At 62.7% G+C, this 24,300-nt stretch carries 22 protein-coding genes and 1 tRNA gene; 14 read left to right on the top strand and 9 right to left on the bottom strand.

Annotation, left to right across the window (positions count from 1 at the left end; translation table 11 throughout):
- Positions 1 to 6: 6 nt before the first annotated feature.
- From KR49_RS03770 to carB, 3 genes are all read right to left on the bottom strand, one after another.
- Positions 7 to 645 carry a DUF3386 domain-containing protein gene (locus KR49_RS03770; protein WP_043696691.1) on the bottom strand — a complete coding sequence of 213 codons (639 nt, stop codon included), beginning with the start codon at positions 643 to 645 and terminating at the stop codon, positions 7 to 9.
- 69 nt (positions 646 to 714) lie between these two features.
- Entirely contained in the window at positions 715 to 3,651 is a 2,937-nt protein-coding gene (locus KR49_RS03765; protein WP_156957089.1) for an Ig-like domain-containing protein, read from the bottom strand.
- Between the two features lie 513 nt (positions 3,652 to 4,164).
- On the bottom strand, positions 4,165 to 7,479 hold the full coding sequence (carB, locus tag KR49_RS03760; protein WP_043691776.1) for a carbamoyl-phosphate synthase large subunit: 3,315 nt from the start codon (positions 7,477 to 7,479) through the stop codon (positions 4,165 to 4,167).
- A 115-nt stretch (positions 7,480 to 7,594) separates the two neighbouring features.
- On the opposite strand from carB, the gene KR49_RS03755 reads away from it, so the two are divergent.
- The 6 genes from KR49_RS03755 (at position 7,595) to KR49_RS03730 (ending at position 11,911) form a co-directional block, all read left to right on the top strand.
- Positions 7,595 to 8,230: a DUF3318 domain-containing protein gene (locus KR49_RS03755; protein WP_043691773.1), complete on the top strand. Its 636-nt coding sequence runs from the start codon at positions 7,595 to 7,597 to the stop codon at positions 8,228 to 8,230.
- On the top strand, positions 8,223 to 8,597 hold the full coding sequence (rsfS, locus tag KR49_RS03750) for a ribosome silencing factor (RefSeq protein WP_043691771.1): 375 nt from the start codon (positions 8,223 to 8,225) through the stop codon (positions 8,595 to 8,597). Before KR49_RS03755 ends, rsfS begins: the two co-directional genes overlap by 8 nt.
- On the top strand, positions 8,594 to 9,088 hold the full coding sequence (locus tag KR49_RS03745; RefSeq protein WP_043691768.1) for a CGLD27 family protein: 495 nt from the start codon (positions 8,594 to 8,596) through the stop codon (positions 9,086 to 9,088). Before rsfS ends, KR49_RS03745 begins: the two co-directional genes overlap by 4 nt.
- 18 nt (positions 9,089 to 9,106) lie before the next feature.
- Complete coding sequence (locus KR49_RS03740) at positions 9,107 to 10,084, top strand: asparaginase (protein WP_043691761.1); 978 nt, start codon at positions 9,107 to 9,109, stop codon at positions 10,082 to 10,084.
- Positions 10,085 to 10,132: 48 nt separating this feature from the next.
- Positions 10,133 to 10,209 (top strand) — tRNA-Met (locus KR49_RS03735).
- 58 nt (positions 10,210 to 10,267) lie between these two features.
- Positions 10,268 to 11,911 (top strand): GMC oxidoreductase, encoded by a 1,644-nt coding sequence (locus KR49_RS03730; RefSeq protein ID WP_043696688.1) that lies wholly within the window; start codon positions 10,268 to 10,270, stop codon positions 11,909 to 11,911.
- On the opposite strand, the gene KR49_RS03725 is transcribed toward KR49_RS03730, so the two are convergent.
- Both KR49_RS03725 and KR49_RS03720 read right to left on the bottom strand, forming a co-directional pair.
- Positions 11,892 to 12,158, bottom strand: a complete 267-nt coding sequence (locus tag KR49_RS03725; protein ID WP_043691758.1) for a DUF2811 domain-containing protein — start codon at positions 12,156 to 12,158, stop codon at positions 11,892 to 11,894. The genes KR49_RS03730 and KR49_RS03725 overlap by 20 nt on opposite strands.
- 391 nt (positions 12,159 to 12,549) lie before the next feature.
- Complete coding sequence (locus KR49_RS03720; RefSeq protein ID WP_043691755.1) at positions 12,550 to 13,638, bottom strand: sirohydrochlorin chelatase; 1,089 nt, start codon at positions 13,636 to 13,638, stop codon at positions 12,550 to 12,552.
- Between the two features lie 60 nt (positions 13,639 to 13,698).
- Here KR49_RS03720 and KR49_RS03715 point away from each other — a divergent pair, with 60 nt between their 5' ends.
- Both KR49_RS03715 and KR49_RS03710 read left to right on the top strand, forming a co-directional pair.
- Positions 13,699 to 14,880: an FAD-binding oxidoreductase gene (locus tag KR49_RS03715; protein ID WP_043691753.1), complete on the top strand. Its 1,182-nt coding sequence runs from the start codon at positions 13,699 to 13,701 to the stop codon at positions 14,878 to 14,880.
- Between the two features lie 34 nt (positions 14,881 to 14,914).
- A complete protein-coding gene (locus KR49_RS03710) occupies positions 14,915 to 16,465 on the top strand; it encodes a SulP family inorganic anion transporter (RefSeq protein ID WP_043691750.1) in 1,551 nt (516 codons plus the stop codon).
- 143 nt (positions 16,466 to 16,608) lie between these two features.
- On the opposite strand, the gene KR49_RS03705 is transcribed toward KR49_RS03710, so the two are convergent.
- Positions 16,609 to 16,932: a hypothetical protein gene (locus KR49_RS03705; RefSeq protein ID WP_043691747.1), complete on the bottom strand. Its 324-nt coding sequence runs from the start codon at positions 16,930 to 16,932 to the stop codon at positions 16,609 to 16,611.
- 90 nt (positions 16,933 to 17,022) lie between these two features.
- On the opposite strand from KR49_RS03705, the gene KR49_RS03700 reads away from it, so the two are divergent.
- Genes KR49_RS03700 through KR49_RS03685 form a run of 4 tightly spaced genes read left to right on the top strand, consistent with a single transcriptional unit; the run spans position 17,023 to position 20,696 of the window.
- Positions 17,023 to 18,084, top strand: a complete 1,062-nt coding sequence (locus KR49_RS03700) for an amino acid ABC transporter substrate-binding protein (RefSeq protein WP_043696684.1) — start codon at positions 17,023 to 17,025, stop codon at positions 18,082 to 18,084.
- Between the two features lie 13 nt (positions 18,085 to 18,097).
- Positions 18,098 to 18,985, top strand: a complete 888-nt coding sequence (locus KR49_RS03695) for an ABC transporter permease subunit (protein ID WP_043691745.1) — start codon at positions 18,098 to 18,100, stop codon at positions 18,983 to 18,985.
- Complete coding sequence (locus KR49_RS03690; RefSeq protein WP_043691742.1) at positions 18,985 to 19,956, top strand: amino acid ABC transporter permease; 972 nt, start codon at positions 18,985 to 18,987, stop codon at positions 19,954 to 19,956. The genes KR49_RS03695 and KR49_RS03690 overlap by 1 nt, the downstream gene beginning before the upstream one ends.
- Positions 19,956 to 20,696, top strand: coding sequence for an amino acid ABC transporter ATP-binding protein (locus KR49_RS03685; protein WP_043691739.1), 741 nt, complete (start codon positions 19,956 to 19,958; stop codon positions 20,694 to 20,696). The genes KR49_RS03690 and KR49_RS03685 overlap by 1 nt, the downstream gene beginning before the upstream one ends.
- Positions 20,697 to 20,728: 32 nt before the next feature.
- Here the strand turns inward: KR49_RS03685 and KR49_RS14210 are convergent, their stop codons facing one another.
- Complete coding sequence (locus KR49_RS14210) at positions 20,729 to 20,890, bottom strand: hypothetical protein (RefSeq protein WP_173402123.1); 162 nt, start codon at positions 20,888 to 20,890, stop codon at positions 20,729 to 20,731.
- 80 nt (positions 20,891 to 20,970) lie between these two features.
- On the opposite strand from KR49_RS14210, the gene KR49_RS03680 reads away from it, so the two are divergent.
- Positions 20,971 to 21,879 (top strand): AEC family transporter, encoded by a 909-nt coding sequence (locus KR49_RS03680; RefSeq protein WP_043691736.1) that lies wholly within the window; start codon positions 20,971 to 20,973, stop codon positions 21,877 to 21,879.
- A 471-nt stretch (positions 21,880 to 22,350) separates the two neighbouring features.
- On the opposite strand, the gene KR49_RS03675 is transcribed toward KR49_RS03680, so the two are convergent.
- Positions 22,351 to 22,950, bottom strand: coding sequence for an alpha-ketoglutarate-dependent dioxygenase AlkB (locus KR49_RS03675; RefSeq protein ID WP_253912811.1), 600 nt, complete (start codon positions 22,948 to 22,950; stop codon positions 22,351 to 22,353).
- A 160-nt stretch (positions 22,951 to 23,110) separates the two neighbouring features.
- Between KR49_RS03675 and KR49_RS03670 the strand changes: the two genes are divergently transcribed.
- Entirely contained in the window at positions 23,111 to 23,416 is a 306-nt protein-coding gene (locus tag KR49_RS03670; protein WP_043696682.1) for a hypothetical protein, read from the top strand.
- Here KR49_RS03670 and KR49_RS03665 read toward each other — a convergent pair.
- Positions 23,392 to 24,285, bottom strand: a complete 894-nt coding sequence (locus KR49_RS03665) for a homoserine O-succinyltransferase (RefSeq protein WP_043691731.1) — start codon at positions 24,283 to 24,285, stop codon at positions 23,392 to 23,394. The genes KR49_RS03670 and KR49_RS03665 overlap by 25 nt on opposite strands.
- Positions 24,286 to 24,300: the final 15 nt, after the last annotated feature.

Below are 24,300 nucleotides of genomic sequence, written 5' to 3'. Positions count from 1 at the left end.
ATCCAATCAAAGCGCTTGAAGATCTTCGAAGCGGAAGGTCTGGCCGCCATCATCGGGATCGTTGTCGTTCTCGATCACGCGCTCCTGCAGCACCCAGGGGCCTCCGTCGGGAAGTTGGGTGAAGGTATCCGTGAACCTGTTGCGCGCACCGCGGGCCTCGCCGGTGGCAGGGTCGGCATAAGCACTGGTGTACGTGTGGCTGAGGTAGCCGGCTCCCGTGTCTGTGACATCCGTGGTGAAGATCGTCACAACCGTTCCATGAATGTGTCGATGCACCATCGTCACAACGTCGTCCTTGATGCGATAACGATCGCCTTCATTTTTGCCGCCCACAATCACCTCAGTGCCCACCGCATCGGTGTCGCCAGCGGTGAAGGTGTTCTCACCATGGGTCTGCTCAAAGCTGCGTCGCACCCGATGGATGGCGACTTCCCAGAGTTGGGAATTCACGGCTTTCAACACCTCAGCATCCTCGATCCCCTGCACCTGGGCCTTCAGGTCGGCTCCGACTTCGAATGTTCCTTCAACCTGGCGATCCCCCTGCAACCAGAGGCAGCGGCCGCGGTAACCCTGGAAGCCTGGCTCCCAGGTGTAACGATTCTCGTAGCAGCGTTGGAAGGCGGTTTTCAGATCACTTCCAGGCATCACAGGTGCGGATGTGGTCACGACGGTTCTGCAGCTCAACCAACCCTATCCAGCCAGCGTCGGTGGCGTTCAGCCTGCAGTGTTCTGGAATGTTCCGAAGGATGACTCCAGTAGCGACTTCACGATGGGCACACCCGTTTCGAGACTGTCTTCCCAGGCACCGGGGACGTAGATGAGCTGCTGAGAATCAGAAACATCGAGAGCGGCTGATGTCGCATAGAGCGAGAGGACCATGCCATCGGTGAAGGGATGGAGCTGCCCATCGCCATCAATGTCGGCTTCCTCGAGAGATGGCGCGATCCCTTGAAAAAGACCGGCGACGGTGTCGTCGAGGTAAGTGAGGATGTCCTCGGCGGATTGTCTCTGGGCCGTCCCTGTCACGAGATCAGACAGATTGATGGCGGCGGACGTGCCCAGCTCTGGATGCCCCAACTGTCTGGGTCGGGGTCGGTTGGGGATGGGTGGTGCCTCGATCAGGGTGTCCACATCGATGGCAATCGTGTCTGAAGCAAGATTGCCATTGCCGTAGGTATCGCTGAATCTCTCTTCAAGCACCTTCAAGGTTGCTGTTGTCGTGACATTGACCATGGGAGTGAAGGTGGCCTCAAAGGTTGTGCCTTCACCGGAGAGTGCTGAAAGGGTTCCGCCGCTTACAGAGACATCATCGAGTCCGAAATCACTGGAGGGTTCTGACAGCGTGAACCGGATCTGTGTGCTTTCACCGATGCCGAGGGTTGAGCGGTAGCTGCTGAGGGTGAGTTCCGGTGCGATCGTGTCAATCGTGAGCATCAGCGACTCAGCTTGGATGTTCTGATTTCCGGCGGCATCCGAAAAGCTGCCGGCTTCAATCACAGCACTAGCTGTGGTTGTGGTATCGGAGAAAGGGGTAAACAATGCTGTGTATTGCGAGGCATTCACAACGGTGAAATCCGTGAGTGCACCGCCACTGACGTTGAAGTCATCCAATGTGAAATCAAAGGAAGGTTCCGAGAGTTCCGCCGCCAAGATTGTTGATTCACCGATCGTCAGAGTTGGATCGCTGCTGCTCAGCGCGACAGTTGGAATGGTTGTTTCCACAGTCATCACAATGTCGGCTGATGCGGTGTTGGAATTTCCAGCAGCATCCGTGAGGGTGTTGGCATCCAGAAAGACCGAGGCATCATCCGTGCTGTCCGGCGTCGGCGTCATGACGAAGGTGTATTCCGTGTCACTGACGGTGTTGAAGCTGTATTCCGAATCGCTGATCTTGTTGAAGCTGGACGTGGCTTTACCGAAATCTGAAATCTGACCTCCGCTGACGCGGAGGTCGTCTGCGGAAAAGGTGGCGATCGGCTCTGAGAGGGTTGCTCGGATCGTGGCTTTCTCTCCCGCCGTCAGAATGTCATCGCTGCTGCTGAAGGAGATGGTCGGCACGGTGGTTTCCACCGTGAGATTGATCTCGGCATCCGCGCTATTGGTGTTTCCGGCAAGATCTGAAAATTCCCCGATGGCGATGGAGAGAAGGCCTTCGGCGGTGCTTTCAGCGGATGGTGTGAAGATGCCGGAGTAAGACGTGGCACTGCTGGCTTGCAGTTGGGACAGTTCTCCTCCCTGGATCAGCAGAGAGTCCTGGGAAAAATCCGGAGACTCCTCCGAGAGCGTGATGGTGATCGTTGCGGTTTCGCCAGCTTTCAGGTTGTCGTCTGAGCTGGTGAAGACCAGAAAAGGCTCCGTTGTTTCAACAGGGATGGACAGGGTTGTGTCGTCGGCATTGTCATTGCCTGCAAAGTCGGAGAACGTTGCCGCATTCACCTGCACGATCCCGGTGGTCGTGCTGTTGACGGAGGGGGTGAACGTCGCGGTGTAGAGGCTGGTGCTGATGGCCTGGAAGTCGCTGAGCTCGCCGCCGCTCACGATCAGGTCGTCTTCCGTGAAGGTGAGCGAACGTTCCGACAGTTGCGCGGAGATCGTGGCGCTTTCCCCGACGGTGAGCATCGCATCGGATCCCAGTCCACTTGCCGTCAAAACGACCGAAGGAACGGTGGTCTCCACGTCCATGGAGATCTCGGAGGCCGTGGCGTTGCTGTTGTCCTCCAGATCGGTGAAGGCCCCGATGGCAACGGAAATCACACCATCGCTGGTGCTGTCCGCTGCCGGTGTGAACAACGCGGTATAGCGAAGCTCGTTCACCTGAGTGAAATCGGAGAGCACCCCGCCGCTGACATCGAGATCGTCTTCCCCGAAATCCTCGGAGACCTCCGAAAGTGTGGCGCCGATCAGGGCGGTCTCTCCTGCCGTCAGTTTGTCGTCGGTTGTTGTGAGCGAGACCCACGGGATCGAGGTGTTCACCGTGATCGTGACCAGCTCGTTCTCTGTGTTCAGATTTCCCGCGGCATCGGAGAACGCTCCGGCACCGATGGTCACGGTGCCATTGACGCTGCTCTGGGGGGTCGGTGTGAACAGGGCCGTGTATTCCGTTGCGCTGATCCGATTGAAATCGCTGATTTCGCCCCCGGTGGCGATCAGGTCTGCGGCAGAAAAATCCTCTGATCCTTCAGACAGGACGGCGGTGACGATGGCTGTTGCCGAGGTGGTCAGCGTGGAGTGGGTCAGCTTGACGCTGGGTGGTGTCGTGTCTGTTGTTGAGGCCTGGCTCTGCAATGTGAGGACACCATCGATGACCTCTGTGGTGGTGAGAGTCGCCGAGATCTGATCTTGCGTCGATCCCGTGATCAGGACCTCTTCCAGCCGAAGATCCAGATCGATGCTCTGATCCAGGGTTCCTGCCGGTACCCGGAAGACGAGGCTGCCCAGATGGAGGGGATTGGACTCACTGATGCTCTCGGCATCATCCACTGACAGGCCCACAGGACCGGCGCCGACGATGTGGAACACCCCCCCCGTCGCTGTTTCCGTCAGCATTCCCGCTATTGCGGTGAGCTTGGAAGCACCCTCTCCGCTCTGTTCCGTCGCTTCATCCACAAGCCAGCCGGCAGCCGAACCACTCAGCTGTGAGATGGCATCCATCAGGGGGATGTTGTCGGCGAGGATCTCGAGCGACTCTTCCTCGCTTTGAATGAGATTTAAGGCCGATGAATCATAATGAACCTTGATATTGAAACCGTTGATCGATGTGATCCCGTCATCGAGTTTTGTGATGTCGATGGGGATCGTGATGACCCTCTCAATGCTCGTTGCAGAAGGCGCGTCCACGCTTCCGATCCGGACGATCGGATCGAGAGGGCTTGTTTGATCGTCGTCCTGACCTGACAGTGCCTGATTGCTGTTCAGATGATCACTGGCTGAGGCGGATGATTGGAGTAATAAAATATCGCCGTTATTATTGATCCAATTGGGTTGTCGTGAGGTTAAGCCTGTTTTCACGACATTAAGGGCTAATCTTGATCAGATTAGCAACATGCTTTCATTCGGGCCACTGAATACATCGTCGGTGACAAACGCACTGGATGACATGATCGCGCTGTCTGCGTCTGTGCGGCTTTTCATGCTTGTTGCTGATCCGGTTGCTCGTCAGGACGGTCAGCTGTGGACATCCTGCAACGCATGGATGCTCAGCGTGGGCTGGCCCTGAAGGGCCGCGATCGCTTCCACGGCGGCCCGTGCACCTGCCAGCGTTGTCACGGTCGGCACGGCGTAATCAAGGGCGGCACGTCGCAGGTACTTGTCATCGTGCGCGGCTTGGCGGCCAATCGGTGTGTTGATGACGAGCTGCACCTGTTTCGAGCGAATCAGATCCTCGATGTTCGGGCGCCCTTCGTGCACCTTGAGCACGGATGTCACCGCCAGGCCGGCGTCCGCGAGGGCGTTGGCGGTGCCGGAGGTGGCGATCACCGAGAAGCCGAGCTCGATCAACCTGGCAGCGACCGGGATCAGCGCCTGTTTGTCCCGGTCATGGGTTGAGAGAAACACGGTTCCACCGGTTGGAAGGGCTTCACCAGCCCCCAGCTCAGCCTTGGCGTACGCCATGCCGAAACTGTCGGCGGAACCCATCACTTCACCGGTGGAACGCATCTCCGGTCCCAGGACCGTGTCCGCGCCGGGAAAGCGTCGGAACGGCAGCACAGCTTCCTTGATGGTCTGCAAGGGAGGCTTGGGTTCATGATTCAAACCGACTTCGGCCAGGGTTTCGCCCGCCATCAGGCGTGTGGCGATCCGTGCCAGTGGCTGCCCCGTGGCCTTGGCGACAAACGGCACCGTGCGGGATGCTCTTGGGTTGGCTTCGATGATGTAGACGATTTCCCGTCCTTCGCTGTCACGCTGGACGGCGAACTGCAGGTTGATCAGTCCTTCCACCTTGAGTGCCAGGGCCAGCCCGCGGCTCCACTCGCGAATGATCGCAAGGGCTTCTTCGCCGAGGGAAACGGAGGGCAGGCAGCAGGCGGAATCCCCGGAGTGGATGCCAGCCGGCTCGATGTGCTCCATCAAGCCACCGATCACCACGTTGCCTTCCCTGTCGCAGAGTGCGTCGACATCCACTTCCACGGCGTTTTCCAGGTACTGATCGATCAGCACCGGGTGATCGGGCTCCACCTGAACCGCTTCACGCATGTAGCGGTTCAGTTCCTCTTCGTCGAACACCACTTCCATGGCGCGCCCTCCCAGCACATAGGAGGGTCGGACCACCACCGGGTACCCAACCCTGGTGGCGACGTTCCGGGCTTCCTCTTCACTGCGGGCGAGGCCGTTTCTCGGCTGGCGGATCTCCAGGGTTCTGAGGATCGCCTCGAACTGTTCCCGGTCTTCAGCGCGATCGATCGATTCCGGTGAGGTGCCCCAGATGCGTGTCCCGGTGGCACGTCCCGCGTCCGTGTCCAGCCACTCAAGCAGGGGGATCGCCAGTTTGAGCGGGGTCTGACCGCCGAACTGCACCACCACGCCATCGGGGTGCTCCGCCTCGATCACGTTCAGCACATCCTCCAGGGTGAGCGGCTCGAAGTAGAGGCTGTCGCTGGTGTCGTAGTCGGTGGAGACCGTCTCTGGGTTGCTGTTCACCATCACGGTGCTGATTCCTTTCTCCTGGGCCGCGAAGGAGGCGTGGCAGCAGCAGTAGTCGAACTCGATGCCCTGGCCGATCCTGTTCGGTCCACCTCCGAGGATCATCATTCGACGACCTGATCCGGAGCTGTGCACCTCATTCGAAGGGGGCATCGTGATCAGCTCACCGGCGTCATTGAGCTTCTGCAGCGGCCTCTCGTAGGTGGAGTAGTGGTAAGGCGTCGTCGAGGCGAATTCCGCGGCACAGGTGTCGACGGTCTTGAACACCGGGTTCACCCCCAGGGTCTGCCGCCGATCCCGAACAGCCAACTCCGTGGAATCGGTCGCCCAGGCGATCTGCCGGTCGGAGAAGCCGAGTTGTTTGAGCTGGAGAAGCTCCTCCGCATCCAGGCTCGCCAAGGCACGTCCCGTTAGCAGCTGTTGCTCCGCATCAATCAGCCGTCGCAGCTTCGCCAGGAACCAGGGGTCGATCCCGCTGATCCTGTGCAGGTCGTCATCACTGCGTCCGATCAGCATCGCTGTGCGAACCCAGAGAATCCGTTCCGGGGATGGGGTCCGAAGCAGACGGTCGATCTCTCGCTCGGAGATCTCCGGTTCCGGTCGATCGCAGCCCCAGCCGGACCGGCCGATCTCGAGAGATCGCATCGCCTTCTGAAAGGACTCCTCGAAGCAGCGTCCGATGGCCATCGCTTCCCCGACCGATTTCATCGACGTGGTGAGAATCGCCGGACTTCCGCGGAACTTCTCGAAGGCGAAGCGAGGGATCTTGGTGACCACGTAATCGATCGTGGGCTCGAAGCAGGCCGGCGTTTTGCCGGTGATGTCGTTGAGGATCTCGTCGAGGGTGTATCCAACGGCGAGGCGAGCGGCGATCTTCGCGATCGGAAAGCCTGTGGCCTTGCTGGCGAGGGCGGAGGACCGGCTCACCCTGGGGTTCATTTCAATCACCACCACATCGCCGTTCACGGGATTGACGGCGAACTGGATGTTGCTGCCGCCGGTGGCGACCCCGATCTCGCGGATGATCGCGATCGACTGGTCGCGCAGTCGCTGGTATTCCCGATCCGTCAGGGTCTGGGCCGGGGCCACCGTGATCGAGTCTCCGGTGTGAACCCCCATCGGGTCGAGGTTTTCGATGCTGCAGACGATCACGACGTTGTCGGCCAGATCGCGCATCACCTCCAGTTCGAATTCCTTCCAGCCCAGCAGGGACTGCTCGATCAGGATCTGCGAAACCGGGCTCGCCTCCAGTCCGCTCTTGCAGATCGCCGCATATTCCTCCGGGTTGTAAGCGATCCCACCGCCGCTGCCCCCCAGGGTGAAGGCGGGACGGATGATGCGGGGAAAACTGCCGATGGCGGCACCCACGGCCTCCGCCTCCTCCAGGGACGAGGCGATCCCGGAGGGACAGACCCTGACGCCGATCCGTTCCATCGCCTGCTTGAACAGCAGGCGGTCTTCGGCTTTCTGAATCGCCTGCAGATCGGCACCGATCAGCTCGACACCGAAACGCTCCAGTGTTCCGTTCTCGGCCAGGCTCACCGCCAGATTCAGGGCGGTCTGCCCGCCCATGGTCGGCAGCAGGGCGTCGGGACGTTCCCGTTCGATCACCTGCGTCACGAGATCCGGGGTGAGCGGCTCGATGTAGGTCCGATCCGCCATTTCCGGATCGGTCATGATCGATGCCGGGTTGGAATTGACCAGGATCACCTGGTATCCCTCGGCGCGGAGAGCTTTGCAGGCCTGGGTTCCGGAGTAATCGAACTCGCAGGCCTGGCCGATCACGATCGGGCCTGATCCCAGCAGAAGGATGCGTTGCAGATCTGTCCGCCGGGGCATGGAGGTCGTTCTGGGCCAGACATTGAAAGCCTCTCACGCAGCAGTTCCCCCACGGCACGAACGGTGAGGGACCGGGGCCTCGCTACCTTTGACACATCAAAGGAACCCAGACGCGATGAGTGAGCTCCAGCGCCTCAAGGGGCTGCTGCCACCGGAAATGCAGAGCTGGGTGTTCGTCGAGTCTGCTGCCGCTGTGGACCCGCCGCTGATCACCCTTGAAGAGATCGGCCGCGATGAGGTCGAGATCCAGGTGGATCTTGAAAAGTGGGACAGCATGGCTCTCGATCACCGAAACCTGCTCTTCTGGCATGAGGTCGGTCGCATTCAGAACGACACGATCCCCAGGGATGGCTGGGAGATGGCTGCCCTCGCCATCGGTTTGGGTGGTGCCATCGGCGAACTCTGGGTTCAGGACGGCCTTCTGCTGTTGATGGCCCTGGGGCTCTCGGGTTTCGCCGGTTACCGCCTCTACCTCAAGAACAATTCCGAGAAGCGTCTGCAGGATGCGATCACCGCAGACGAGCGGGCCATCGACCTTGCCTGCCGATTCGGATACAGCGTTCCGAACGCCTACCGCAGTCTGGGTGGTGCGCTGAAGGAGCTGGTGGAACAGACCCGCAAGAAGCGCCGTCGCAGCTTCTATGAAGATCGCCTGGAGGCGCTGCGTAAGAGTGCCAGCAAGGCGCGTGCCGAGATGGCGCAGCAGGAGGGATCCCGCAGTTCCGTCACCAGCGAAAACGTCTATGGATAGTGAACAGCTTGCCGAGCTCGCTGCGGATGCCTGTGACGACCGCAAGGCCACGGACATCCGTCTGATCCGAGTCGACGAGGTTTCAAGCCTGGCCGACTGGCTGGTGATCGCAGGGGGACAGTCGGATGTGCAGGTGCGGGCGATCGCTCGCTCGGTCGAGGACCGGCTGGAGACCGAAGCGGAGCGACTCCCGCTGCGAAAGGAAGGTTTGAATGAGGGGCGATGGGCGCTGCTCGATTACGGCGAACTCATCGTTCATGTGCTCATGCCCGATGAGCGGGGGTATTACGACCTCGAGGCCTTCTGGAGCCACGGCGAGACCCGGGTGTTTCTAGGTTCGCCGCAGGATGTTCCTGCGGGGTCATGACCGAGTCCGTCGCCTGTCCGGTTCCTCCCGAGCAGCGTCCACTGGAGGAGTTCCAGCAGTTGACGGAATCCTGGTTCTTCTCCTGGCCTGCCGGGGCTAACCCACGGCTGCGCTGGCGTCTGGCAACGGCATGGTTGCTGATGCTTCCCGTGTGCACGCTGATCGCCAGCGGCAGTTGGACGCTGCGTGGCGACCCACCGCGGCTGGTGATGGCAGCTTCCGTGGCAGCGCTGGTTCTGCCTCTGTTTCTGCTGATGCGCCAGTGGCTTGGCTGGACCTACGTGATGCGCCGCCTGCTGGCTGAATCGGTGGATTACGAGGAGTCAGGCTGGTACGACGGGCAGACGTGGGAGAAGCCCGTGTCCTGGCGTGAGAAGGATCAGCTCGTGGCCCGGCATGAGGTGAGGCCGATCCTGGGTCGGCTGGCACGTGCCATGGCCCTGGCCGCCGCACTCATGCTGGGGGGGGCGAGCCTCTGTCAGGCTCTCTGAAACGAGGCTCGTTCGAGGATGCCCCTCTCCTCCGGTTTCAGCGGCGCATCACGCTCCGGGACTGCGCCATTGGAGGTGACCCTCTGCCGCGGCTGCATCGGCGAGTCAAAGCACAGGGTGCACGCAGTTGTCTGTGACGGGCGCGGACGGGTTCTGATGTCTGCCGGTGATCCCGGCTACGAGACTTTCATCCGCTCCGCTCTGAAACCGTTCCAGGCCCTGCCGTTTCTCAGCAGTGGGGCCGCTGCCCAGATGGAGGCCGGTGATCGGGGCATCGCCATCAGCTGCGCGTCCCACTCCGGCAGCAATGAGCATGCCCGTGAGGCGTTCAGGCTGCTCTGGAATGCTGAGCTGGAGGCCTCCCATCTGCAGTGCCCCGTTCCTGAAGGGTCCGACAGCCCGTTGCAGCACAACTGCTCCGGCAAACACGCCGCCTTCCTGGCCACGAGTCGAAAAATGGCCTGGCCCCTCGACAGCTACCTGCAGAGCGACCATCCGCTGCAGAAGGAGGTGAACCGGAGGGTGGCGGAACTGCTGGGGCTGCCGGCAGCGGAGCTGGTGGCGGCACGGGATGACTGCGGTGCTCCGACCCTGCGACTGCAGCTGGCGCAGATGGCGCTTCTCTATGCCCATCTCGGGGCTTCGCGCCATGCGGAACTGGAGCAGATCAGCCGGGCGATGCTGGCGCATTCTGATCTTGTGGCCGGTGCCGGCCGCTTCGACACCGAGTTGATGGGACGAAGCCATGGTCAGGTGCTCTCCAAGGGAGGCGCCGAGGGAATTCAGTGCCTCAGCCGCATCGGTGAGGGCCTTGGGGTCGCCATCAAGGTGGAAGACGGCTCAAGACGTGCCAAACAGGCTGTGGCGCTGCATCTGCTGCGTCAGTTGGAATGGCTCACGCCCATGAGCCTTCAGGAGCTCGAAGAGCAGGTTCTGATCCTGAATCCCGGCGTGCACCTCGAGGTGAACGGTTCTCTGCAGTTCCAGCAAAGCTGAAAGGATTCTGTGTCCGGCGACACCGATGTGTATGATTTCAGAGGGCAACGCGGGGTAGAGCAGTCTGGTAGCTCGTCGGGCTCATAACCCGAAGGTCGGGAGTTCAAATCTCCCCCCCGCCACCACTTCTGTTTGGATTGAAGATCCCTTCGGGGATCTTTTTTTGTACCGGATCCGTTGCCTGTGAGCTCTTCTTCTGAGCACGTCAACGCCAGCTGGGATGCGATCGTCGTCGGCTCCGGAGCGAGCGGTGGTGTCGCTGCCATGACCCTCGCCGAGGGGGGCGCCAGGGTGCTGGTGCTGGAGGCAGGTCCGGATCTGAGCCGTGCGGTGGCCTTCGGAACCCCGGTCGGAAACATGCTGCGTCGGCTCGCGGGGATCAGCAGCGGCCGGCATCGCCGTCAGGCGCAGCATCCCGGCTACTGGAAGGCCAACCCGGAGCTGTATGCGGATGAACGCCGTCATCCCTATGAGCACCCTGTCGAGCGCCCGTTCCTGTGGACCCGGGGTTGGCAGGTGGGAGGCCGCAGCCTCACCTGGGGGGGCATCACTCTGCGGCTCTCGGACGAGGATTTCGCGGGGATCCGCAGCAAGGAAGGCGTGATCCGCTGGCCGATCGGCTTTGCTGATCTGGAGCAGCACTACAGCGATCTGGAGCGGCAGCTCGGGGTCTTCGGTGCCAGGGATGGGTTGGCTCAGCTTCCCGACGGTGTCATGTCAGATGCGCTGCCGAGCACCGACGCCGAGCTGCGCTTCGCTGAGGCGGTCCGCGAACGTCTTGGCCATGCCGTGATTCAGTCGCGGGGATTCGCGCCTCATGCTCCGCAGCGGACGGATGACTGGCCAGCTTCCAGCAGCCGAGGCAGCACGCTGCAGCGGGCGATCGCCACCGGACGCGTTGAAGTCATGGCCGATCAGATGGTCGAGCGGCTCTGTCTGAGTGCGGATGCGTCAACGGCGACCGCGGTGGTCGCCGTTGACCAGACCAACGGCGAGCGCAGAACGCTGAGTGCTGATCTCGTCATCCTGTGCGCCTCGACGATTCAGACCCTGTCCATCCTGCTGCGGACACGTCAGTTCTCATCAGGAGGTGCTGCGGTGGATCCCTCAGGGCGGCTCGGGACCCGTCTGATGGACCATGTCTCCACCAGTCAGTTCTTCGCCATGCCGGGTTCCGGGGAGCGGCCGCAACCGCCTCTCAGCGGAGCTGGAAGCTTCTTTCTGCCGTTCGGGCGTCATCTCTCCCAAGCGTCGTTTCAGGGCGGTTACGGACTCTGGGGAGGCATCGGCCGTTTCGATCCGCCGACGTGGTTGCAGCGGCGTCCCGGCACGGTCACCGGCTTCCTGATCGGCCACGGTGAAGTGGAACCGCGGCTTGAGAACCGTGTGACGCTGAGCGACAGAACCGATCGATGGGGGGTGACGGTGCCCCACATCGACTGTCGCTGGGGCGAGTCGGAACGGGCGATGGTGACGCATATGCAGCGGACGATGGCGGAGTGCATCGAAGCCGCCGACGGGCAGGCGCTGGAGATCCGGGAACTGTTTCACCTTCCTTTCGTGGAACCGCTTCTCGGCGGCGCTGTCGCCCTGTCGAAGCAGGCAGCTCCTCCGGGTTACTACATCCACGAAGTGGGTGGAGCCGCCATGGGGAAGCAGGCCTCCGAGAGTGTCGTGGACCCGGACAACCGGCTCTGGGGATGTCGGAATGTGCTGGTGGTGGATGGAGCCTGCTGGCCGACCTCGGCCTGGCAGAGCCCGACCCTGACGATGATGGCCATCGCCCGGCGCGCCTGCAGCAGAGCTCTCAGCTCTCGGGACGGCTGAACAGGTCGTCCAGGTAGCGCTCCATCACGGCATGGTCCTCGCAGCCGTTCTGAAACAGAAAATGGGCGAGCGCGGAACTCATCACGCGGTACTGATCCCAGTGGGGGTGGCCTCCGATGAACTCCTTCATCCCTCGGTAGAGGACTTCCGGGATCTCTGTTTCGAGACTCACGTACGCCGGAACTGTCTCTGTCGTCGTCGCGGCCAATCCCATGTCATGGCATCGCTCAAGGTGATTTCTGTCCATCAAGGCAGGTCGCTCAACCCGTACTGCGAATAAGAAAGCCACATCGGGCCGTCCTGCGTCAAAAGGGTGAGCGAATTGGGAAATTCGCTTGAGACTGTATGAGACAGCAGTGACGGATAGGGGTCTTGTTGCCAGGGCCCGCGGCTGATCCGCGGTTGAGCACCATCTCAGCACTTGTCAACCTTTCCGGAGGGTTAAGAGGCTTCCCCACAGCGCCGGACGAGATGGCTGGCATCACTGGAGCCCGGGGAGGCTGCTGTTCAGCAGCCTGTGGAAAAGGCGGGGACAACGCCGGCTGCCATGGACTGATCAGAAAATCTCATCGGCGGAAAAATCCAAGCTGTCCCCCGCGAGAACCGGCCGATCCGTGCGTCCGGACCAGGGTTATCTCTTAAGACTTCTGTGAGGAATCGGAACGTTCGAGACTCGCCGGGCCGAGGGGGTGGCCGCTGTGGGGATAAGGGGGGTGATGCGCATGGTCGTGTCCGTGCTCATGGTCGTGACCGTGCGCATGGGTGTGAGCGATCGGGGTTCCATCCGGCTGGCAGGCGCCGGTGCACTCCCGTTCGCAGAGGGTGCAGCTCTCCGCCAGTCCCTCCACGTGGTGATGGTGACTCTCCTGAACCCGACCGACGTCCTGTTCAAAGCCCAGCACCTGTGCTCTGTACTTGCAGAGCGAGCAGTTCATGGCGGTGTCACCTCGGAGAACATCGTCCACCCGCTCGCGGAAAGTCTCCAGCACCAGGGGGTGGTCACCCAGATACCCGGCGGAGATGAAGTTGATCCCCGGGTGGTCCTGGGCCACCCGTTCGGTGTGCTGACGGATGCGGCTCACCAGGACACCGGAGAACAGGAAGTAGGGCACGACCACGATGCGGCGGAAGCCGAGCCTGACGACGTGGCGCAGTCCGGGCTCCACGAGCGGAAAGGTCACCCCTGAATACACCGTTTCCCCCCAGCCGAAACCGAAGCCCTCAACAAGCATTCGCGTCACCTTGGCCACATTGGAGTTGGCATCGGGATCGGAGGACCCCCGTCCGACAACCACCAGAAGCGTTTCCGAGAGCGGTACGTCATCGCTCTGACGCTCGATCGCCTCTCGGACCCTGGCTCCCGCTGCCGCCACCATCAGGCGATCGACACCGAGCTCTCGCCCGTAATCGATCGGAAGGCCGGTTTCCGCCGTGTAGGTGTTGAGCACCGAAGGGATGTCGTTCTTGGCATGCCCTGCCGCGAAGAGCATCGCCGGGATCGCCAGGATGCGGTTCACCCCTTGCTGCCTGAGCGCCTCAAGGCCGTCGCGCAGGATCGGGCGGGCGAATTCGAGATAGCCGTGTTCGACAGGCATCGGGGCCAGCCGAGGCCGCAGCTGTTCGACCATTCCGGCGAATTCCTCCACCGCCAGACGGTTGCGGCTGCCATGGCCGCAGATCAGCACCCCGAGCTTGTCCTCGGAGCCTGCGGTGCTGAGATCCGTCAAGACGTTGGGTCCACTGATCGAATGGGTTGACCCTATTCGCCGAAGCGGGGCCAGCTGTGCATGTCGGATCTGTTCAATCTCCAGGCGGCTGATGCGGCCATCGCCGGTGTGATCTCTCCGCAGGCAGACGACTTGCCGTCCCTGCTGCAGGCCTGGAGTGGCCCCCGTCCGCTGAGGGTCTGCAGTGGCGGCACCAGTTCCCGCTGCGCTGTCGACGGCTGCTGGAGTCTCGATCTGCGTCCTGGATTCCAGGACCTCACGCTGTCCCCTGATCGCACGACGGTGCGGGTCGGTGCGGGGCGGACCATGGGGTCGCTGCTCGAGGTGCTGGCGGCTGAGGGTCTCACGATCACGGCCGGCCTGTCGGGGCATCCCGGCATGGGGTATGTGCTGACCGGAGGCATGGGACCTCTGAGTCGTCGCCGGGGACTCGCCATCGACCAGCTCAGCGAGATCCGCGGCGTCTGGGGCAACGGCCGCTGCTTCGCGCTGCAGCCGTCAGATCATCCGGAGTGGCGGGCCCTGTGCGGTGCAGCACCGTTTCTGGCGATCGTCACCGACGTCACGCTGGCCTGCCTGCCGCTGACTCCGCTATGGGTGGCACGGCGTTCCGGTCCGCCGGAACAGCTGGGGGAGTGGATCGCCGAGGCGGAGTCCTGGCCCGATGTGCAATCGCTTCAGTGGTGCTGGCGCGGATCCGAGGTGCAGGGGCTGCAGGTGAGCCTGGAGCCGTTTGAGGGGGGAGTGCCCATCGCCGGCCAGCATCAGCTGCCCTCGCTGGCATCGTCTCCGGTTGATGGAAACCGTCGCCATGGTGAGGTCGTCGGTCTGCTGGGTCCGGCAGCTGCTGCGGGCTGGGGGCGTCTGGTGCCGGATCTGACCAGGCTGATGCGCCGGAGCCCGGACGGTTTCTGCAGCCTGTCGGCCCAGCAGCTCGGTGGAGCCACCGCGAGAGTGCCGGTCGATGCCTCGGCGTTCCGGCACCGCGATGCGGTCTGGAAACCCTGGATCACGGCGGTCTGGTCGGCCGGCGATTCCGAGGCGCGTGAGCGAAGCCTGGCCTGGCTCGAGGAGGTCTGGGCGCTGCTCCAGACAGTCTGTCCCGGTGTTCACCTGGCCCAGCTGCATGACCATCTGCCTTTTCACCAACGGGAACTGGAGCTTGCCTTCGGTCCCTGGCTGTCGGAGTTGCGGCTGCTGAAGGCACGTCTGGATCCCGCCGGCAACCTGCCTCAGCTGTGATCTACGGTCGCCGCTGCCCGCGGCGTCACAGAGCATGGCCCAACGCTCCAGTCCTTCGCTGGTGAATCAATGGTTCGCCAATCCGAGCAGGGATCTCCTTTCCGGTCTTGTGGTGGCGTTCGCGATGATTCCGGAGGCGATCGCCTTCTCCGGCATCGCCGGGGTGGATCCCGCCGTCGGATTGTTCGGTGCGTTCTGTCTCTCGCTCACCATCGCGGTGGTGGGGGGGCGCATGGCGATGATCACCTCCGCCACCGGCTCCACCGCGCTGCTGATGACCGGTCTGGTGGCCACCGGGGAGGCCAGGGGGGCCGGTCTGGGTGTGCAGTACCTGATGGTGGCTGGGTTGCTGACTGGAGTCCTGCAGTTCCTGTGGGCCTATCTGCGTCTGGCCTATCAGATGCGATTCGTTCCTCAGGGTGTTCTCAGCGGTTTCGTGAATGCGCTCGCGCTGCTGATCTTCCAGGCGCAGCTCCCGCAGCTTGGGCTGGATGTTCATCACGGTGAGGCCACTGCCGGACTTCCCCACGGGGGGCAGATCCCGATCGTGCTCGTGCTCGTGCTGATCGGACTGCTGATCATCTATGGCCTGCCGCGACTGACGCGGGTGGTGCCCTCTCAGCTCGTGGCGATCATCGTGCTGACCGCCATCAGCATCGGGTTCGGCTTCGAGATTCCAACCGTCAGCAGCCTTGGGGCGCTGCCTTCCGGACTTCCCTCCTTCAGCCTGCCGTTCGGGGAGGGGGGCGTCCCCTTCAATCTCGACACGCTCGGGATGGTGCTTCCCACGGCGCTGGCGATCTCCCTGGTGGGTCTGATGGAAACCTTCCTGACCCAGGACATCCTCGACGACAAGACCGACACCACCACGGACAAAAACGTCGAGGCCCGCGGGCAGGGCATCGCCAACATCGTCTCCTCCCTGTTCGGTGGCATGGCGGGCTGCGCGCTGGTGGGTCAGTCGGTGATGAACGTCGACAACGGCGGGCGCACGCGGCTCTCCACGTTCTTTTCCGGTGTGAGCCTTCTGGCGATGATCCTGCTGGCCGGCCCCTGGCTGAAGCAGATCCCGATGGCGGCTCTCGTGGCCGTGATGATCAGCATCGCCGTCAGCACGGCGGATCTCAACGGACTGCGCAACATCCGCCGCATTCCGAAGAGCGATACCTCCGTGATGCTGATGACGTTTGCGGTGACGATGCTCACCACCCCCCACAACCTTGCCCTTGGTGTGCTGGCCGGCGTCGCTCTGGCGGGGATCCTGTTCAGCCGCAAGGTGGCCAAGGTGATTCAGGTGGAAACGGTCGATCTCAGCGACGACGAGCGGCTTTACCGCGTCAAGGGACAGTTGTTCTTCGTCAGCAAGATCTATTTCGTGCAGGGATTCGATCTGCACGATCACCCGGCCAGGATCAGCATCGACATGTCCTCCGCTCACATCTGGGATCAGAGTGGCGTGGCGGCTCTCGACCAGGTGATCCGCAAGTTCCGCGTCGGCGGTTCAGCGGTCTCGGTGGTCGGTCTCAACGAGGAAAGCCTCGATCTGTTCGAGCGGATCGGTGGTCAGGAGAGTGCTCACGCCTGATCAGCGTTGGGGGGTGTCACTCGGGCGCAGGACGATGACGATCGTGCCTCCCACGATCAACAGGATCAGCACGCCACCACCGATCAACGGAAGCAGAAGGTCGGTGTCCATCAGGCGTTCTCGGATGACCGCATCATGGCGGCTCAGCGGGAGGCCAGAGGGTTGTAGAGAACGGCCAGGCAGCTCGTCAGATCGGTGCGCATCCCGGCCAATCGCGTCTGAATCACCTGATCCGCGGGGTTGAGCTGCACGTAACGCAGCGTCACGTCATTGCCGATGCTCATCAGGATGCAGAGGGTCTCCAGGTCGCCGCTGCTGGTGGCGCGATCCTTGGCACCATCCACCAGCACCTTCAGCAGAGCCATCTTGTTGTTGTAAGCCTGTCGGTCGCCTTCCTCCCAGGCCATCGCAGGCATCTGCAAGAGCAGGCTGATCAAGGGTGCCACCAGCCACCGGATGGCGGGCATGAAGAAGGAACTGAGGATCTGCAGAACCTAGAGGCTTCAATGGGGTTCAGCCCGGATCTGGGACAATCCCACCCGATCTGTCCCATGGCCATGACCCGATCCGGAATCCGCGTTGTGATCGGCGCCCTCGGGGGCCTGGCGACGCTGCTCAGTTCCTGTGCCTCCCTCGGCAGTGCCGACAGCACGCGTCTGGATCTCGTGAAGCAGCGCGGTGAGCTGATCTGCGGCGTCAGCGGCAAGATTCCGGGCATGAGTTTTCTGCGGCCGGACGGCGGCTACGAAGGCTTCGATATCGATATCTGCCGAGCCATGGCTGCGGCGTTCCTCGGAGATCCGGACAGCATCCAGTACAGGCCGCTGACGGCCCCGGAACGCTTTACAGCCCTGCGCTCCGGGGAGATCGATCTGCTCTCCCGCAACACCACTTTCAACCTGAGCCGGGATGCCTCCGGAGGCAACGGACTCAGTTTCGGGCCGATCGTCTTCCATGACGGTCAGGGTTTGATGGTCAAGACCGGCAGTGGCGTCACGTCTCTCGAGCAGCTGTCAGGCAAGGCCATCTGTGTGGGCTCAGGCACCACCACCGAGCAGAACCTCAACGACGTCTTCGAAACGCGTCAGCTGCCGTACACCCCGATCAAGTACCAGGATCTGAATCAGGTGGTGGGCGGCTATCTGCAGGGGCGCTGCGCCGGCATGACCTCGGATCTCACGCAGCTGGCCGCCGCCCGCTCAGGGTTTCCGGATCCCGAGCAGCACACGATCCTCGAGGAGCGGCTGAGCAAGGAGCCGATGGCTCCCGCGGTGGTGGGAGGCGACCAGCGCATGGCCGATGCGATGCGCTGGGTGGTCTTCGCTCTGATCGAGGCGGAGGAACGCGGCATCACCCAGGCCAATGTCGATGAGGTGTTGAAGACGGCGCAGGCAGATCCGAGCCAGGCGGCCCTTCGCCGCTTCCTCGGGGTGGACGGTGGGCTCGGCAGCAAGCTGGGACTGCCCGATGATTTCGTGGTTCAGGTGATCAGAGCGACCGGTCATTACGGCGAGATCTACGACCGTCATCTCGGTCGCGACAGTGCGGTGACGATTCCCCGGAGTGTGAACCGTCTGGCTGGCGACGGCGGCCTGATGGTTTCCCCTCCCTTCTCCTGACGGACCTGCCGCGATGCATCGCCGACTCTGGATTCAGATCGCTGCCGCGGCACTGCTCCTCGGTCTGGCCGCGGTCCTGATCAACAATCTCGCCGTGAACCTGATCCGCACCGGACTGGGTCTGAGCTTCGGCTGGCTTGCGCGTCCTGCCGGTTTCGCTCTCGCAGAGACGGCTCTGCCGTACAGCCCCTCGGACAGCTACGCCTGGGCTCTCACCATCGGCTGGCTGAACAGCCTCAAGGTCATCCTCAGCGGCCTCGTGCTGGCCACACTCCTGGGTGTTGCAGCAGGGGCTGCCCGCAGCAGTGGCAACCGCCTTCTCCGCCGGTTGGCGGCGGCTTATGTGGCCCTGATCCGTCAGGTGCCGCTGCTGCTTCAGCTGATGTTCTGGTACTTCGTTGGGTTTCTGGGGCTTCCGGAGACTCCTGTCGGCGGGTTGATCGGGTTGTCCAACCAGGGCATCCGTCTTCTGGGGCTGGATCTGAGTGTCGAGTTCTGCGCCGTGCTCACCGGTCTGGCGGTGTTCACCGGTGCCTCCATCGCCGAGATCGTGCGAGGTGGGATCAATTCCGTGCCGAGAGGGCAGTGGGAGGCCTTCCGCAGTCTCGGCCTCGGTGAGGGGCTGGGGATGCGGCGGATCGTTCTGCCTCAGGCGCTTCCGGCGATTCTTCCGGCCCTCACCAGCCAGTACCTGAACCTGGCCAAGAACAGCACCCTGGCGATCGCCGTCGGCTTCGCTGACCTCTACGCCGTCAGCGACACGACGATCACTCAGACGGGCCGTGCGATCGAGGGCTTTCTGCTGCTGCTGCTGAGCTTTCTGCTGCTCAATCTGCTGATCAGCAGCGGCATGGCCGTGCTCAACGGTCTGGTGCTTGGACGTCTGAAGGGGAGCCGTTGATGAACCGCGTCATCGATCGACTGCTGACGCTCCTGATGCTGGCCCTGCTCGGATGGGCCGGTTTCAGCGGGGTGCACTGGCTGCTGTTCGCCGCCGACTGGACGGTGGTCACGGCCAATCTGCCCTTGTACGCGGTGGGGGGGTATCCACCGGATCAGCGTTGGCGGCCCCTTGTGTGGATCGCTCTGCTGATCCTGATGACCGCAATCACGCTGATGGGCCCCCGACGCGGCTGGCTGCGTCGGGGGCTTCCGGCGCTCTGGAGCCTGATGGTTCCGCTGGGAGTGGTGCTTCTCGCCGGTGGACTGGGTCTTCAGCCAGTGCCCACCCGTGAGTGGGGCGGCTTCAGCCTCACGCTGCTGCTCACCGTCTGCAGCGCCCTGCTGAGTCTTCCGGCGGGGGTTCTGCTCGCGCTTGGACGGCGCAGCGAACTGCCGGTGCTGCGTGTGGCCAGCACCGCTTACATCGAGGTGATGCGGGCGGTGCCATTGATCGCTGTGCTGTTCTTCGGACAGCTGCTCATTCCCCTGTTTCTGCCTCCGGGGCTGGAACTGAACCGGGTGTTGAGAGCCGTGATCGCCTTCGCTCTCTTCGCTGCGGCATACATCGCTGAGGACGTGCGTGGTGGGTTGCAGGCGATCCCACCCACGCAGACGGAAGCGGCCGCGGTTCTGGGACTCTCGCCGTTCCAGAGCCTGCGACTGGTGGTGCTGCCCCAGGCGCTGCGCATCGCTCTGCCCGCCCTGACCAATCAGGCGGTGGGGTTGCTTCAGAACACAAGCCTGATGGCGATTCTCGGCCTCGTCGAACTGCTGGGAATCAGCCGCAGCCTGCTGGCCAATCCGGCGTTCATCGGCCGCTACCTCGAGGTGTATGTGTGGCTGGCTGCGGTTTACTGGCTGGCCTGCACCGCCATGGCGCTGCTGGCCCGCCATCTGGAGATCCAGCTCGACCCCCTCCGTTCCTCCTGATGACCGTCGCCATCCGAGCCATCGATCTGGTGAAGAGCTACACCCCAGGCCAGCGGGCTCTCGATGGGGTGGGCCTCGAGGTGATCAGCGGAGAGGTTCTGGTGGTGATGGGCCCCTCCGGATCCGGCAAAAGCACTCTCATCCGAACCTTCAACGGTCTGGAGACGCTGGATTCGGGCCGGCTGGATGTGCTCGGGATGCGCCTGGATGCGAGCCACGACGAACGGGAGGTGCGGGCGATCCGGCAGCGAGTGGGAATGGTGTTCCAGCAGTTCAATCTCTTCCCGCATCTGTCGATTCTCGACAACATCACCCTGGCTCCGATCAAGGTCAAGAAGATGTCTCCGTCGCTGGCGGAGCAGCGGGCGGTTGATCTTCTCGAGCAGATGGGGATCGCCGAGCAGGCCAGGAAATATCCGGCCCAGCTGAGTGGCGGCCAGCAGCAGCGCGTGGCGATCGCCCGTGCCCTGGCCCTCGATCCGGAGGTGATGCTCTTCGATGAACCCACCAGCGCTCTGGACCCCGAGCGTGTGAAGGAGGTGCTGGATGCCATGCGTCAGCTGGCGGCTGGCGGCATGACGATGGTGGTGGTCACCCATGAACTCGGTTTCGCCCGGGAGGTGGCGGACCGGGTGATGTTCATGGATCAGGGCAAGGTGGTGGAGACCTCCGACCCGGAGACCTTCTTTAGCAATGCAAAGGAAGAGCGCAGCCGCCGGTTTCTGCGACAGATGATGTGACCTACGCGATGCGCCTCCGGCCGCCGCTTCCTTCAGCTCTCGCAGAGCGGCATCCGTGCCAGCGCTCGTTCAACGGCCATCAGTTCCCGCTCGGTGTCCAGCCAGCTGTCGTTGCCGAGGGGCAGGGTCTGCACCTGTTCGGACAGTCGCAGCCTGAGTTGTTCAAAACGCCGCTGCAGAGTTCGACGGAGCATGGCGGTCAGTCGATGGACGGTTGCCACCCTGGCACAGGGGTGGTGCGGTCGTGCCGGCGGTCCTTGGAAACCTTCACGCCATGCTGCTGAGCCTGATCCCCTGTCTTCTGGTCGGGTTCTGGATCGGAGGACGCCATCCCGATCTCTCGGGTCGCCTGGCGTTGCCTCTGGTGCGTTTCGGTGTGCCGCTCAGCGTGATGGGTCTGTTGCTCAAGGGCGGCTTGAGCGGCCAGATGCTGCAGGCGGCGCTGCTGGCGGCCGCGGCGATCGGGGTGGTGCTCGTGGTCGGCGCCAGGGTCCCGCCGCTGCGTCGCCTGCTTCCCGGTCCCTGCAGCAGGCTCGGAAGTTGCGTCGGCAATACGGCCTATGTGGGCATTCCCCTGGCGCTGGCGTTTCTGCCCGCCTCGGCTCTGCCGATCAGCATCGGCTACGACCTCGGAGCGACGCTGCTCACCTGGAGTGTCGGTCCAATGCTGATCGCGGCGCCTTCTCCCCGAGAGGGCGGCAGGGCGATCAGGCTGCTCATGAGCCTCACCGCCAGCCCGGCGGTGAGGGGGCTGGCCGGAGCTCTGCTCGTTCAATGGACCCCGTGGCGTGCAGGGGTCGCCGAGGCGATGTGGATCCCCTCGCAGGTGGTCATTCTTCTCGCTTTGGCGGTGGTGGGTCTGCGTCTTGGCAGCATCGCCCGTGATCGTCGGGCGCCGGGGCCTCTGGCGGCTTCCGTGGCTCCGGTGCTGCTGGCCAAGCTGATCGGTTACCCGCTGCTGCTGCTGAGCATCGGTCTGCTGCTGCGGCTTGATCCCTTGATGATTCAGGCCCTGACGCTTCAGGGTGCTGCTCCGGCGGCCATCTCCCTGCTGTTGATCGCCGAGTCCGCAGGACGGGATCAGGACCTTGCGGCCGGGCTTGTGCTGTGGAGCACGGTCTGTGCTGCGCTGACAGCCCCGATCTGGGGTGTTCTGGTCACCATTCTGTTCAATCAGGCGTGATGATTTGAAGTGCGGCAGTGATCAACAAAGTGCCGCTCAAAAATATTCATCTTTCTTCCTACGTTTTGTTAAGAGCGCGTCGGCGGGGCGGGATTCCGCCTTGTGACGGTTGATGGATCGTCGTTACATTGGAGCTGTGGGTTTCGTCGGAGATGTCGATGGGAGAGGTTGATCTCGTTGGGTCCGTTGTTCTGGTGTTCTTGATCACAGTCCTGACCGTGATCGGCTACCGCATCAATCAGGTGGTGTGAAGTCCTGTACTTCTGCCTAGACCCTCTGGATCCTCGGTTGCTGCAGGATTTCCTGTTGTTTGATGTGTTGTCAGATACAAGTGATTGATGCGTGCTGTCTTACTGCAAGCCTGCGCTGATCGTTGCCGTTGAGCTCATCCAATGCTCAGCTCCCCAGGTGCACACGGCAGATCAATCCACTGGCGGAAACTGTTGCAACATTGCTGACTTCCCGGAACGTTCAGGGAAGAAAACAGCGAAAGGTCAGGTTCACGCGTGATGTCCTGATTCGACGCCGGCTCGGAACCCCATGCATCCATTGCTGCTGGCATCCGGGATGCATGACCAGCAGGTCGCCGTCCGCCAGGGCAAGGGTCTCCCTCCGCATAGGGTCCTGGCGATGGCGCAGGCAGAAATCGCGGGTTGCCCCCAGCGACAGTGAGGCGATCGGCCGGGTCTGGTCAATCTCCTGTTCGTCATCGGCATGCCACCCCATGCGGTCCTCACCGTTTCGGTAGAGGTTGAGCAGGCATCCGTTGAAGCACGTTCCGCAGGCTTCGTTCACCTGCTGCCGCAGCAGCTCGAACCAGCTGGGCCAGCCCTCACCGCAGTGGGTCGTGCCGCTGTATCGGTAACGCAGTCCTTCGCTGGCCAGGAACCCCGTCAGGCGAGGCACGGCGTGTCGGCGGCCGTACACCTGGACCATCGGCTGCTGCCATGCCATCTCCTGCGTGATGGTGCGCTGCCAAACGTTGCTCCGCTCCGGCGGCAACCAGCCTCGGTGCAGCGTCCAGGGCTGCCGGCTCGGGCACACAGGCGGTGCCATGTCCGGACTGTTCATGACATCCACCCTGGTTGTCGATGGCGCCAGCCTGAATGATTCAGGACCGTCTCGTGTTGCAGGCACAGCCCCTCATCGCCCTGCCTCCGGGGCTGCCGGCTCCGTGAAGGGGGATGACAGGCCTGCTCGGTCTGCGGCAACCAGCCCATACAGTTCCGTGATGGCGGCACGCATCACCGAAACCGAATTCCTCAAGCGGGCGGAGCAACGCTTCGGCGATCAGTTCGACTACAGCGAAATGCGCTGGCGCAGCTACAAGAGCCCGGTCAAGATCCGCTGCCGACGCCATCCGGTTCAGCTGATCTGCATCACCCCGGAAAAGCACCTCCAGACCCTGGGGGGCTGTCGACATTGCCTGAGGGAACGTCGCATCGCCACGCTTGAGCGGGAACTGAACCGCAAGGCTGCTCCGGAGCGTTCCGAGAGCCTGGCCCTTCAGCCTCAGGCGGTCAGACTCACCCGCTGATAACAGAACCAGAGCCACTGCTGAAACAGCAGGTTGCGATGCGACCGCCAGAGCGTCTGGGGATGATCCGCATCGAAGTTCTCCGGAGGCGGTACATCGCCCCGAGCCCGGTCTCGTTCCATCTCTCCCAGAATGCGTCCCACGTTGTATTCCGGGTGGCCGAGATGCATCAGCTGTCGCTGATCCGGGGTTTCAAAGATCGTGTATCCAACCCGCTCGCCATGGGAGAGCAGGCGAAGGCGTCCCTGACGCTGGGCTGATTCCATCGCTGCATCGGAGAGGCCGGCATGGCGACTCTGCGGACAGAAGAAGCGATCATCCTGCGTCCCCATCAGCGGATGGCCCGGAACCAGGCTTCGCATCGGGTAGATCCCGAACAGCTTGCGCTCGAAGGGGATCTTGTCGACCCCGGCGAGATAAGCGAGAGCGAATCCCGCCCAGCAGAGTCCCAGGGTGCTGGCACAGCTGCTGCGGGCCTCTCCCACCAGCTCCACCAGCTCGCTCCAGTAGGTCACCTGCTCGAAGGGCAGATGCTCCACCGGAGCCCCGGTGATGATCAGACCATCCAGAGGGCCCTGCGCCAGGGCTTCCTCCCAGGTGACGTAAAGCTGATCCAGGTGTTCCTGGTCCCAGCTGCGGTAGGCGTGTGAACGCAGACGGATCCAGATCGGTTCGATCTGGAGCACGGAAAGCCCCAGGGGATGCAGCAGGTTGAATTCGTACTGCTTGCCCAGAGGCATGATGTTCAGGATTCCGATCCGCAAAGCCCGGATGTCCTGGCGTTCCGCCTGCTCGGGCTCGATCCAGGAGATCCGGTTGCGTTCCACCGCACCGATCTTGTGATAACTGCGGGGAAGAATCAGTGCCATGGGGCTGTCATCGGC

Source organism: Synechococcus sp. KORDI-49 (genome assembly GCF_000737575.1).
In the GTDB taxonomy this organism is placed as follows: Bacteria; Cyanobacteriota; Cyanobacteriia; order PCC-6307; family Cyanobiaceae; genus Parasynechococcus.
Note: the sequence above shows the minus strand (reverse complement) of the source record. Positions and strands in the feature narration are given on the sequence as shown.

What these genes read in the sequence shown, in the direction of transcription:
- carB (WP_043691776.1), bottom strand. Translation starts at nt 7,479, where the DNA reads ATGCCCCGGCGGACAGATCTGCAACGCATCCTTCTGCTGGGATCAGGC.
- KR49_RS03670 (WP_043696682.1), top strand. Translation starts at nt 23,111, where the DNA reads ATGGCGGCACGCATCACCGAAACCGAATTCCTCAAGCGGGCGGAGCAA.
- KR49_RS03680 (WP_043691736.1), top strand. Translation starts at nt 20,971, where the DNA reads ATGCTGCTGAGCCTGATCCCCTGTCTTCTGGTCGGGTTCTGGATCGGA.
- KR49_RS14210 (WP_173402123.1), bottom strand. Translation starts at nt 20,890, where the DNA reads ATGCTCCGTCGAACTCTGCAGCGGCGTTTTGAACAACTCAGGCTGCGA.
- KR49_RS03765 (WP_156957089.1), bottom strand. Translation starts at nt 3,651, where the DNA reads ATGGATGCCATCTCACAGCTGAGTGGTTCGGCTGCCGGCTGGCTTGTG.
- KR49_RS03685 (WP_043691739.1), top strand. Translation starts at nt 19,956, where the DNA reads ATGACCGTCGCCATCCGAGCCATCGATCTGGTGAAGAGCTACACCCCA.
- KR49_RS03740 (WP_043691761.1), top strand. Translation starts at nt 9,107, where the DNA reads ATGCCCCTCTCCTCCGGTTTCAGCGGCGCATCACGCTCCGGGACTGCG.
- KR49_RS03700 (WP_043696684.1), top strand. Translation starts at nt 17,023, where the DNA reads ATGACCCGATCCGGAATCCGCGTTGTGATCGGCGCCCTCGGGGGCCTG.
- KR49_RS03690 (WP_043691742.1), top strand. Translation starts at nt 18,985, where the DNA reads ATGAACCGCGTCATCGATCGACTGCTGACGCTCCTGATGCTGGCCCTG.
- KR49_RS03705 (WP_043691747.1), bottom strand. Translation starts at nt 16,932, where the DNA reads ATGCCCGCCATCCGGTGGCTGGTGGCACCCTTGATCAGCCTGCTCTTG.
- KR49_RS03715 (WP_043691753.1), top strand. Translation starts at nt 13,699, where the DNA reads ATGTCGGATCTGTTCAATCTCCAGGCGGCTGATGCGGCCATCGCCGGT.
- rsfS (WP_043691771.1), top strand. Translation starts at nt 8,223, where the DNA reads ATGGATAGTGAACAGCTTGCCGAGCTCGCTGCGGATGCCTGTGACGAC.
- KR49_RS03725 (WP_043691758.1), bottom strand. Translation starts at nt 12,158, where the DNA reads ATGGACAGAAATCACCTTGAGCGATGCCATGACATGGGATTGGCCGCG.
- KR49_RS03710 (WP_043691750.1), top strand. Translation starts at nt 14,915, where the DNA reads ATGGCCCAACGCTCCAGTCCTTCGCTGGTGAATCAATGGTTCGCCAAT.
- KR49_RS03675 (WP_253912811.1), bottom strand. Translation starts at nt 22,950, where the DNA reads ATGAACAGTCCGGACATGGCACCGCCTGTGTGCCCGAGCCGGCAGCCC.
- KR49_RS03770 (WP_043696691.1), bottom strand. Translation starts at nt 645, where the DNA reads ATGCCTGGAAGTGATCTGAAAACCGCCTTCCAACGCTGCTACGAGAAT.
- KR49_RS03745 (WP_043691768.1), top strand. Translation starts at nt 8,594, where the DNA reads ATGACCGAGTCCGTCGCCTGTCCGGTTCCTCCCGAGCAGCGTCCACTG.
- KR49_RS03755 (WP_043691773.1), top strand. Translation starts at nt 7,595, where the DNA reads ATGAGTGAGCTCCAGCGCCTCAAGGGGCTGCTGCCACCGGAAATGCAG.
- KR49_RS03665 (WP_043691731.1), bottom strand. Translation starts at nt 24,285, where the DNA reads ATGGCACTGATTCTTCCCCGCAGTTATCACAAGATCGGTGCGGTGGAA.
- KR49_RS03695 (WP_043691745.1), top strand. Translation starts at nt 18,098, where the DNA reads ATGCATCGCCGACTCTGGATTCAGATCGCTGCCGCGGCACTGCTCCTC.